The 10,531-nt window shown below is 66.9% G+C and carries 8 protein-coding genes; 6 read left to right on the top strand and 2 right to left on the bottom strand.

What is annotated here, in order from left to right; genetic code table 11:
• Positions 1 to 7: 7 nt before the first annotated feature.
• Positions 8 to 1,318 (top strand): cytochrome-c peroxidase, encoded by a 1,311-nt coding sequence (locus OM960_RS07775; RefSeq protein WP_264771571.1) that lies wholly within the window; start codon positions 8 to 10, stop codon positions 1,316 to 1,318.
• On the opposite strand, the gene OM960_RS07770 is transcribed toward OM960_RS07775, so the two are convergent.
• Positions 1,315 to 2,835, bottom strand: coding sequence for a CRTAC1 family protein (locus OM960_RS07770; RefSeq protein ID WP_264771570.1), 1,521 nt, complete (start codon positions 2,833 to 2,835; stop codon positions 1,315 to 1,317). The genes OM960_RS07775 and OM960_RS07770 overlap by 4 nt on opposite strands.
• On the bottom strand, positions 2,832 to 4,115 hold the full coding sequence (locus OM960_RS07765) for an ROK family transcriptional regulator (protein ID WP_264771569.1): 1,284 nt from the start codon (positions 4,113 to 4,115) through the stop codon (positions 2,832 to 2,834). The genes OM960_RS07770 and OM960_RS07765 overlap by 4 nt, the downstream gene beginning before the upstream one ends.
• Before the next feature lie 207 nt (positions 4,116 to 4,322).
• Between OM960_RS07765 and xylF the strand changes: the two genes are divergently transcribed.
• The 5 genes from xylF (at position 4,323) to xylA (ending at position 10,264) form a co-directional block, all read left to right on the top strand.
• Positions 4,323 to 5,342, top strand: coding sequence for a D-xylose ABC transporter substrate-binding protein (gene xylF, locus OM960_RS07760; protein WP_264771568.1), 1,020 nt, complete (start codon positions 4,323 to 4,325; stop codon positions 5,340 to 5,342).
• Positions 5,343 to 5,416: 74 nt separating this feature from the next.
• Entirely contained in the window at positions 5,417 to 6,769 is a 1,353-nt protein-coding gene (locus OM960_RS07755) for a sugar ABC transporter permease (RefSeq protein WP_264771567.1), read from the top strand.
• The gene (locus OM960_RS07750; protein ID WP_263335153.1) at positions 6,766 to 7,527 is read left to right on the top strand and encodes an ATP-binding cassette domain-containing protein; all 762 of its coding nucleotides are present in this window, start codon (positions 6,766 to 6,768) and stop codon (positions 7,525 to 7,527) included. Before OM960_RS07755 ends, OM960_RS07750 begins: the two co-directional genes overlap by 4 nt.
• Positions 7,527 to 8,963 (top strand): xylulokinase, encoded by a 1,437-nt coding sequence (gene xylB / locus OM960_RS07745; RefSeq protein ID WP_264771566.1) that lies wholly within the window; start codon positions 7,527 to 7,529, stop codon positions 8,961 to 8,963. Before OM960_RS07750 ends, xylB begins: the two co-directional genes overlap by 1 nt.
• A complete protein-coding gene (xylA, locus tag OM960_RS07740; RefSeq protein WP_264771565.1) occupies positions 8,960 to 10,264 on the top strand; it encodes a xylose isomerase in 1,305 nt (434 codons plus the stop codon). The genes xylB and xylA overlap by 4 nt, the downstream gene beginning before the upstream one ends.
• The last annotated feature ends 267 nt before the right edge of the window (positions 10,265 to 10,531 follow it).

Genomic DNA, 10,531 nt, shown 5'->3' with positions numbered 1-10,531 from the left:
ATTCGCCATGCGCCTTGCCGCTGTACTCGCCCTCGCCGCGACGGCCGTGCGTGCCGAGATGCCGGCGCCGGTGTCAGATGCCGATTTCCTGTTGGTGCCGGAGGCGGAATCCCGGCTCGGCCAGTTGCTCTTCTATGATCCGATCCTGTCGGGCAACCGCAACATCTCCTGCGCGACCTGCCACCATCCGCGGTTCGCGACCTCCGACGGGCTCTCGCTCGGACTTGGCGAGGGCGGGATCGGCCTCGGCCCCGATCGCCGCGCCGATCCTGAGAATCCGCCGGAACAACGGATTCCCCGGAATGCGCCGGCGCTCTTCAATCTTGGCGCGCGCGAGTTCACCGTGCTCTTTCACGACGGCCGGATCGAGGCCGATCCGTCGCGACCCTCCGGGTTCAGGACCCCGCTGGAGGAGGAGATGGTCGCGGGCTTCGCCTCGGTTCTGTCGGCACAGACGATGTTCCCGGTGTTGTCCGCCGACGAGATGGCGGGGCATTATCAAGAGAACGACGTCTCGACCGCGGTGCGCGAGGGCCTGATCACCGGGGAAGGCGGTGCCTGGGACATCCTGTCGAAGCGCGTCGCGGCAATTCCCGCCTATCGCGAGATGTTCGCCGCTGCCTATCCGGAGATCGCGGCGGGTCGAGAGATCGCCTTCACCGATATCTCCAATGCCATCGCAGGCTTCATCGCCGTCGAATGGCGGGCCGACGATTCCGCCTTTGACAGGATGCTGCGCGGAGGGGTGCCGCTTGCCGAACGCGCGGCCGAGGGCATGGCGCTGTTTTACGGAGACGCGGGGTGTTCCGAGTGCCATTCCGGACCGTTCCAGACCGACCACGGCTTTCACGCGATGGGAGAGCCGCAACTCGGTCCCGGCAAGGCCGAACGGTTCGAGCGCCATTCCCGCGATACCGGCCGGATGCGGGTGACGAACCGTTCCGAAGACGCCTATGCGTTCCGCACGCCGTCCCTGCGCAATGTCACCGCGACCGGGCCCTGGGGCCATGCCGGGGCGTGGTCAGACCTTGCGGCCTTCCTTGCGCATCATGCCGATCCCGCCGTGGGGCTCGGTGACTACGATCGCAGTCAGGCGGTTCTGCCCGGTCTCGACGCGACGAAGCCCGACTGGGCCGTGCTCGGCTCGGCCGACGAGGTGGCTGAGATCGAAGCCGCGGTGCAGCCGGGCCGGACGCTTTCGTCCGAGGAGATTGCTGCGATTCTCACCTTTCTCGACACCCTCAGTGATCCCGCCGCGATCAAGGGCCGGCTCGGCGTACCGGGGACGGTTCCAAGCGGTTTGCCGGTGGAGCGCTAGAGCCCGAGCTTAAGACCGCGTCCGTCGGGCGCGACCCGGGTGACCCGGTCGAGAGGGATCGAAGCCCACTCCGACTGGGTCCCGTTCGGCCAGATGATGCGAAGCTCTGCAGTGGTCGCGTCGCCGAGCCCGAAATGCACCGGCCCGGCCTGTCCACCGGCGTGACCGCCGCCGACCGTCACCTCGCGCGCCTGTTCCCCGTCACCGGTCCGGACCTCCAGCCACGCCCCGACCGCTCGGGTGTTCTGGGCAAAAACAGGCTCTACTCCGGCCCAATGCCCGGTGATTTCGGTGGCGTTTTGCCAGATCTCCATCGGCGCGCGGCGGTTGACGACGACGATGTCGAGCCGCCCGTCGCCATTGAGATCGGCGAGCGCCGCGCCGCGCGAGCGCTCGGTCGTGGCGATCCCCGCCGCCTCCGCGGCTTCGGTGAAATGTCCGTCCGGCCCCTGCATCAGGAGGTTGTTCGGATCGTTGATCGCATTCGACGGCATCTGGTCGACATTGCCCTTCGCGATGAAGAGATCCGCGCGCCCGTCGTTGTCGATATCGCCGAACTCGGCATGCCAGCCGGTCGAGGGCCTGCCGTCGTCGCCGAGAAACGGGACATGGGCATAGGTGCCGATCTCATAGGGCGCGTCGGTGAACCCCGTGCCGGTGTTGATCTGCAGGAGCTGGTCGCCCATCGAGGTCAACATCACTTCCGGCAGCCCGTCGCCGGTCACGTCGCCGCTGGCGATTCCCATGCCCCAGAGCGAGACCTTCGGCCAATCCTCCTGCCGCTCGACGAGCGGGTTGAGCCGGAACATCTGCTCGTAGCCGCCGCGTACATAATAGTGGCGGTCGTTGGAGATCCTCAGTTCGGGCACACCGATCCGCCGCCAGTCGCTGATCAGCATCGACAGCGCGCAGAAACCGGGCGCGATCACCTCGGGCAGGCCGTAGTGGTGGCCGTTGGGCCGGTAGAGGTCGGATGTATTGCAGGCTCCGAACGGCCCCTCGGGATTGGCCCGGTCCACATAATGGCCGAAGGCGAGGGTCGGCAAATCCTGCCCCGGCTCCCAGGTCGCAGAGAACGCGGTGGTCCAGGCGTCACGCGGCGCAAGGCCCCAGTCGGCGGTCGCATCGGTAAAGCGGCAATCCGGCGCGCCGCGCAAAAGCTGGTCAGTCCCGACCCGCAGCACGGCGAGGTCGAGCCAGCCGTCGCCGTCGATATCTAGGGGATAGGCGCCTGTTACTCCGGTCATCTCAGCCAGCGCGCCCTTGGAAAAGGTGATCGGCTGCCCTGGACCGGGCGTACTGTTGACGAAGAGCCGCGCCGGGTTCGCCCCCCCGGCGGCGAAGAGATCGGGCCGTGCGTCGGCGTTGCAGTCGAGGACCGCGACCCCGCCGCCGACGAAATGCTCCCAGCCGCCGTCATAGACATGCGGCGCGGGCAAGCCCGGGGCGCGGTCGACGAAAACAGGCTCTGCACCGGCCGGAAAGGCGAAAACCAGCGCGGTCAGCAGCGCCCTCATTGCGCCGCGATCTCGCGGCCCGGCGCCAGCAATCCCTCGGTCACCGCCGAGAGCGCGAGCGCCGCCGCGCCATGTGCCCAGAGGAGATCGCCCCAGGCATGGATCTCGATCTTCGGGACGGGACGGCCGGTGTTGAGCGCCAGCGCCTGGATCTCGGCCAGAGTCTCGTTGGCGTAGAGGTAGTCGTAGCGCATCCGCTCACCCGACAGGATGATCAGCTCGGGATCGAAGAGGTTCACGACATTGGCGAGCCCGAGCGCGAGAAACCGGCCGGCACGGTGGAAGATCGAGCGCGCCGCAGCGTTGCCCGCCTTGGCATGGTCATAGAGGCTTTCGAGCAGCATGTTCGTCGACTGCGTCTCGCGGCTGGTCCAGTTCAGCGCGGTCGTCGCCTCGCGGGCGAGCGCGTAGTCGGCGACATAGGCCTCGAGGCACCCGCGCTGGCCGCAGCGGCAGAGCGCGCCGTCGAGCTGCACCTTGGTATGGCCAAGCTCCATCCCGAGCCCGCGGGCGCCGCGATAGATCCGGTGGTTGAGCACGAAGCCCATGCCGACGCCATGCTCGATCGTCACCACCGCGAAATCCGAGAGCCGCCGCCCGGCGCCGAACCAGAGCTCGGCGAGCGTCACGAGGTTGGCGTCGTTGTCGACCCGGACCGGCAGGCCGAGCCGCGCCTCGACCGCGCGGGCAAGCGGCACATGCCGCGCGACGAGGATCGGCGACCAATGCGCCACCCCGTCTGCGGCATCGACGAAACCCGGCACGCCGAGGCCGACGGCGCTCAATGCATCGCGGGTGATTCCGGCCTTGGCGCAGATCCGCGCGAGCAAATCGTCGATCGTTTCGACCAGCGCTGGCAATTCCATCACTTGCGACTGCCGCGGAGCCGCGAGGTCGGCAATGAGGTTGCCGGCGAAGTCGACGATCACGGCGGTGTTCTCGCGCTCCGCGAGCTTGATCCCCGCCACGAGATGCGCCGACGCGCGCACGCCCAGCGCCACGGCAGGCCGGCCGCGACCAGATTCGCCGTCGCGCGGGGCCTGGATCTCCTCGACGAGCCCCATCTCGATCAGCTCGGAGGTGAGCGTGGTGACCGTCGCGGGGCTGATCGCCAGCTCCTTGGCGACCTGAACCCGGGGGATCGAGCCCGCGGCGCGCACCCGTTCGAAGATCTGCTGGCGCAGCGGCCGCGAGGATTCCGACAGCGCCGGGATATGCGGGCCGCAGCCGAGCGAATCAGGCCCCATGCGCTGGCTGTTCCGGGTGTCGCCCTCGGTCATTAATTAGCACGCCTAACTAAAAATAGCCAAACCAGCGGCCCTTCAGCCAGATTCTTGGCGATTTCGGGATGGATTTGGCAGTTTTGTTTCACATATGTACTTTGTCGAACTTATTTTAATTTGACAAGCGAATTTATTCGCGGCAGCCTTGAGGAAGTTCGGCGCAACCGCCGATCCGGGCGTGAGGCCCGTCCAAGGGAGGAGACAATGACGAAAACCTTTCTCGCGGCCGTCGTCCTGACGGCCGGCTTTGCCACATCCGGCTGGGCGCAGACCGTCGGTGTGAGCTGGTCGAATTTCCAGGAGGAGCGCTGGAAGACCGACGAGGCGGCGATGAAGGCCGCGCTCGACGCGGCCGGAGCCACCTATGTCTCGGCCGATGCGCAATCGTCCTCGGCCAAGCAGCTTTCGGACATCGAGGCGCTGATCGCGCAGGGCGTCGACGCTCTGATCATCCTCGGCCAGGACACCCAGGCCGTGGTGCCCGCAGTGCAGGCCGCGGCCGACGAGGGCATCCCGGTCGTCGCCTATGACCGGCTGATCGAGGATCCGCGCGCCTTCTACCTGACCTTCGACAATATCGAGGTCGGGCGGATGCAGGCACGCGCGGTCTTCGAGAAGATGCCGAAGGGCCGCTATGTGATGATCAAGGGCTCGCCCACCGATCCCAATGCCGACTTCCTGAGGGGCGGCCAGCAGGAGGTGCTGCAGGCAGCGATCGACAGCGGCGACATCACCATCGTCGGCGAGGCCTATACCGACGGCTGGCTTCCGGCGAACGCCCAGAAGAACATGGAGCAGATCCTCACCGAGACCTCGAACGGCGTCGACGCAGTCGTCGCCTCGAACGACGGCACGGCGGGCGGCGTCGTGTCGGCGCTGACCGCGCAGGGCATGGCCGGAATCCCGGTCTCGGGCCAGGACGGCGATCATGCGGCGCTGAACCGGGTCGCGGCCGGGACCCAGACCGTGTCTGTCTGGAAAGACGCGCGCGAACTTGGCAAGGCGGCGGGCGAGATCGCCGTCGCGCTCGCCGGCGGCACCGCGATGGAGGCGATCCCGAATGCGGTCAAGTTCACCACGCCCGGCGGCAACGAGATGAATGCCGTCTTCCTCGCGCCGATCCCGGTGACGCAGGAGAATCTTTCGGTCGTGGTCGATGCCGGATGGATCAGCAAGGACGCGCTCTGTCAGGGCGTGAGCACTGGTCCGGCGCCCTGCAACTGATCCCCTGACGCGAAGGCGCGCTCCGGCCGATGGCCGGGGCCCGCCCCTCGGGTCCATCTTCAGAAGGAACGGACATGTCCGACGTGGCCAAGCACGCCCCCCATGAAATCCGCCAGCGCAGCCTTCTCGAGACGCTGGAGATCGACACCAGACTTCTCGGCATGATCGGCGCCTTCGTGGTGATCTGCCTCGGCTTCCAGGGCTGGACCGGGTTCCGGCTGCAGCCGGAGTTCACCGCGAACCCCTTCGCCTGGCTCTCGGACGGCGCGTTCCTGTCGGCGCGCAACATCTTCAACCTGACGATCCAGACGGTCTCGGTCGCGATCATGGCGACCGGTATGGTCTTCGTCATCGTCACACGCCACATCGACCTTTCCGTTGGTGCGCTTCTCGCGCTCTGTTCGGCGGTGATGGGGCTGATGCAGGTCTGGCTGGTGCCGACCGTGATGGGGCTCGGCTTCGGCCATCCGATGGTGGCGCCGATGGCAATGGTCGCCGGGCTCGCCACCGGCACGCTGGTCGGCGCCTTCAACGGCTGGCTCATCGGCTACCAGCGCATCCCGGCCTTCATCGTGACGCTCGGCGGCCTTCTGATCTGGCGCAATGTCGGCTGGTACATGACCTCCGGCCAGACGCTCGGGCCGCTCGACAAGAATTTCCTGCTGTTCGGCGGCTCCGAGGGCACGCTCGGCGCGACCGCCTCCTGGATCGTTGCCGCGATCGCCGCGGCGCTCGCGATCTGGGCGCAGTTCCAGGGCCGCAAGGCCAAGCTGGCGCATGACTTCCGCGTCAAGCCGATCTGGGCCGAGGTGATGATGTCGGCGATCTATGCCGGCGCGATCTTCGGCTTCGTCGCGATCCTGAACTCCTACGAGGTCCCGGCCGGCCGTCTGCGCCGCATCTTCGCGGCCCGCGGCGAAACCATGCCGGAAGGTTACAGCGAGGTCTTCGGCCTTCCGATCTCGGTCCTGATCCTGATCCTTCTCGCCATCGCGATGACCATGATCGCGCGGCGCACCCGGTTCGGGCGCTACATCTTCGCCACCGGCGGCAATCCCGACGCGGCGGAGCTTTCGGGCATCAACACCCGGCTCCTGACGGTCAAGGTCTTCGCGCTCATGGGCTTTCTCTGCGCGCTCTCGGCGATCGTCGCCCAAGCGCGTTTGCAGAACCACACCAACGACATCGGCACGCTCGACGAGCTCCGCGTCATCGCCGCTGCGGTGATCGGTGGCACAGCGCTTTCGGGTGGAATAGGCACGATCTACGGCGCCATTCTCGGTGCGCTGATCATGCAGTCGCTGCAATCGGGCATGGCGATGGTGGGCGTCGACTCGCCGTTCCAGAACATCGTCGTCGGCCTTGTCCTCGTAATCGCTGTCTGGATCGACATCCAGTACCGCAAGCGTACGGGAGCCCTGAAATGACCCAGGATCGCGGAACCCCCCTCGTCGAGCTGCGCGACATCTCGATCGCCTTTGGCGGCATCAAGGCCGTGGATCACGTCACAGTCGATCTCTATCCCGGCGAGGTCGTCGGCCTGCTCGGCCACAATGGCGCTGGCAAGTCGACGCTGATCAAATGCCTCTCCGGCGCCTACCAGGCGGATTCGGGCGAGATCTTCATCAATGGCCAGAAGGCCAGCATTCAGAACCCGCGCGACGCCCGCGCCTACAATATCGAGACTATCTACCAGACGCTCGCGCTCGCCGACAATCTCGACGCCGCCTCGAACCTCTTCCTCGGACGCGAGCTGGTGACGCCGATGGGCTTCGTGGACGAGGCGCGGATGGAGGCCGAGACGCGCAAGATCATGGCCCGGCTCAACCCGAACTTCCGCAAGTTCAACGTGCCGGTCTCCGCGCTCTCGGGCGGTCAGCGGCAGTCGGTCGCGATCGCCCGCGCGGTCTATTTCAACGCCCGGATCCTGATCATGGACGAGCCGACGGCTGCGCTCGGGCCGCACGAGACGCAGATGGTCGCCGAGCTGATCGAGGAGCTGAAGCGCCAGGGGCTCGGAATCTTCCTGATCGAGCACGACATCCACAATGTGATGAAGCTCTGCGACCGGGCGAGCGTGATGAAGAACGGTCAGCTCGTCGGCACGGTGAACGTGGACGAGGTCACCGACGACGACATCCTCGGCATGATCATCCTCGGCAAGAAGCCCGAAAAGGCGGCGTGATGTACCTCGGGCTCGATCTTGGCACGTCGGGCCTGAAGGGCGTTCTGATCGACGCCGACCAGCGCATCGTGGCCGAGGCGACGGCGCCGCTCACCGTGTCGCGACCGAGGGACGGCTGGTCCGAGCAATCGCCCGCCGATTGGATCGCCGCCGCCGAGGCGGTGCTGCGCGCGCTGCCCGAGGCGGCGCGCGCGGCGACCGAGGCGATCGGGCTTTCCGGGCAGATGCACGGCGCAGTCCTTCTCGACCGGTCCGACAATGTGCTGAGGCCCTGCATCCTCTGGAACGATACCCGCGCCCACCGGGAGGCCGCCGAGCTCGACGCCGACCCGGCGTTCCGGCGGATCAGCGGCAACATCGTCTTTCCCGGCTTCACGGCGCCCAAGCTTCTCTGGCTCCGCCGCCACGAACCGGCACTTTTTACGCAGGTGGCGCGGGTGCTCCTGCCCAAGGACTACCTCCGGCTCTGGCTGACCGGAGAGCATGTCGCGGAGATGTCGGACGCCTCGGGCACGAGCTGGCTCGACACCGGGGCGCGCGACTGGTCGGAGGCGCTTCTGGCCGCAACCGGGCTTGACCGCACCGCAATGCCGCGGCTCGTCGAGGGCGTCGCAGTGTCCGGCCGACTTCGGCCGGAACTGGCACGCCGGTTCGGGCTGAGGCCTGGCGCAGTCGTGGCCGGCGGGGCGGGTGACAACGCGGCGGCGGCAATCGGGCTTGGAGTGGTGAAGGCGGGGCAAGGGTTCGTCTCGCTCGGCACATCGGGCGTGCTTTTCGCCGCGAATGACCGCTATAGACCCGATCCCGCGACGGCGGTCCACAGCTTCTGCCACGCGCTCCCGGGCAAGTGGCACCAAATGGGGGTGATCCTTGCCGCCACCGATGCGCTGAACTGGTTTGCGCGGCTCGCCGGAAGCGAGCCTGCCGCTTTGGCCGAGGCGCTCGGCACGCTGAAGGCGCCCGGCAAGACCCGGTTCCTTCCCTTTCTCGGCGGCGAACGGACGCCCCTGAACGACGCCGCGATCCGCGGCGCCTTCATCGGCCTCGACCACGCCACCGATCGCGAGGCCGCGACGCGCGCGGTGCTCGAGGGCGTGACCTTCGCAATCCGGGACTGCCGCGATGCGCTCTACGCGACCGGCTCGAGGATCGACCGGCTGCTTGCGACTGGCGGCGGCGCGAAATCGGATTATTGGCTCGCGGCGCTGGCCACGGCGCTCGGCACACCTGTCGCCCGGCCCGCCGCGGGGGATTATGGCGCCGCCTTCGGGGCTGCCCGGCTCGCGTTCATGGCCGCGACCGGCGCCGGGGCGGAAATCGCGACGCCACCCACCATCGCCCGAACCTTCGAACCCGTCGCGGCGCTCACCGAGGCCTTCGACGCGGGCCATGCCCGCTATCGGGCCGCCGCAACCGCCATCAGGGGGCTGACATGACCCATTTCTTCGACCGAATCCCGAAGATCCGCTACGAGGGGCCCGACTGCACCAGCGATTACGCCTACCGCCATTACGATCCCGACGCGGTCGTGCTCGGCAAGCGGCTCGAGGACCAGCTGCGGTTCGCGGTGGCCTGGTGGCACAGTTTCGCCTGGCCCGGCGGCGACCCGTTCGGCGGCGCGACCTTCGAGCGGCCGTGGTTCGGCGACACGATGGCCCACGCCAAGCTGAAGGCAGATGCCGCGTTCGAGATGTTCGACCTGCTCGGCGTGCCGTTCTTCTGCTTCCACGATGCCGACGTGCGGCCCGAAGGCGCGAGCTTTGCCGAAAGCGTGCGCAATCTTGAGGAGATCGTCGATTACATCGGTCAGAAGATGGCGGGCCAGCGCACGCGGCTCCTCTGGGGCACCGCGAACCTCTTCTCGCACCGCCGCTTCATGGCCGGAGCCGCGACCAACCCGGATCCCAATGTCTTCGCCTATGCCGCGGCGACGGTGAAGTCCTGCATGGACGCGACTCACCGCCTCGGTGGCGAGAACTACGTCCTATGGGGCGGGCGCGAGGGTTACGAGACGCTGCTCAACACCGACCTGACGCGCGAGGCCGAACAGGCCGGGCGGTTCCTGCAGATGGTCGTCGATTACAAGCACAAGATCGGGTTCAAGGGCACGATCCTCGTCGAGCCGAAACCACAGGAGCCGTCGAAGCACCAGTACGACTATGACGTCGCGTCAGTCTACGGCTTCCTCAAGCGGTTCGGGCTCGAGGGCGAGGTCAAGGTCAACATCGAGCAGGGCCACGCGATCCTCGCCGGTCATTCCTTCGAGCACGAGATCGCGCTCGCCGCCTCGCTCGGCCTGTTCGGCTCGATCGACATGAACCGCAACGATTACCAATCGGGCTGGGACACCGACCAGTTCCCGGACTCCGTCCCCGAAATGGCCCGCGCCTATTACGAGATCCTGCGCGCGGACGGTTTCACCACCGGCGGCACCAATTTCGACGCAAAACTTCGGCGCCAGTCGCTCGACCCCGAGGACCTTATTCTCGCCCATGTCGGCGCGATGGATGTCTGCGCGCGGGCGTTCAAGGCGGCGGCGGCGCTGTACGAGGACGGCGCGCTCGAGGCGGCGCGAGCGGCGCGCTATGCGGGATGGAACGATCCTGCGAACCGGACAATGCTGCAAGGTGCGACACTTGAGGAGATTTCGGACCGGGTCCTTCGCGATGGGATCGACCCGAAACCGCGCTCGGGACGGCAGGAGCGGCTGGAAAACCTCTGGAACCGATTCGTGTGAGTCCGCGGCGCTGATCCGGTGCCTCGTTGGCCACAATGGAAGGGATGCGTTTCGGGCCCTGTCGACTCAAACGATTGTCCGCGACCATAACGTATTGATAAAGCGTAATTAAACGTCGAGACGCCATACTGCGTAAGCGACTTCAACCGCGGTCGGCGAAGCTTCGTTCACTCCCGATTAAGCTTAACTGATCCGTAACAACTCAGCCCTTAGCTTTGCGGCATGTCCGGATGCAGAGCCCGACCGGACCCATTGACGAGGGAGTTC

The sequence above is a fragment of the Defluviimonas salinarum genome (assembly GCF_026013545.1).
In the GTDB taxonomy this organism is placed as follows: Bacteria; Pseudomonadota; Alphaproteobacteria; order Rhodobacterales; family Rhodobacteraceae; genus Albidovulum; species Albidovulum salinarum.
Note: the sequence above shows the minus strand (reverse complement) of the source record. Positions and strands in the feature narration are given on the sequence as shown.

Bases quoted from the DNA above. Each gene is read 5' to 3' on its own strand.
- xylB (WP_264771566.1), top strand. From the start codon at position 7,527: ATGTACCTCGGGCTCGATCTTGGCACGTCGGGCCTGAAGGGCGTTCTG.
- OM960_RS07750 (WP_263335153.1), top strand. From the start codon at position 6,766: ATGACCCAGGATCGCGGAACCCCCCTCGTCGAGCTGCGCGACATCTCG.
- OM960_RS07765 (WP_264771569.1), bottom strand. From the start codon at position 4,115: ATGACCGAGGGCGACACCCGGAACAGCCAGCGCATGGGGCCTGATTCG.
- xylF (WP_264771568.1), top strand. From the start codon at position 4,323: ATGACGAAAACCTTTCTCGCGGCCGTCGTCCTGACGGCCGGCTTTGCC.
- OM960_RS07755 (WP_264771567.1), top strand. From the start codon at position 5,417: ATGTCCGACGTGGCCAAGCACGCCCCCCATGAAATCCGCCAGCGCAGC.
- OM960_RS07775 (WP_264771571.1), top strand. From the start codon at position 8: ATGCGCCTTGCCGCTGTACTCGCCCTCGCCGCGACGGCCGTGCGTGCC.
- OM960_RS07770 (WP_264771570.1), bottom strand. From the start codon at position 2,835: ATGAGGGCGCTGCTGACCGCGCTGGTTTTCGCCTTTCCGGCCGGTGCA.
- xylA (WP_264771565.1), top strand. From the start codon at position 8,960: ATGACCCATTTCTTCGACCGAATCCCGAAGATCCGCTACGAGGGGCCC.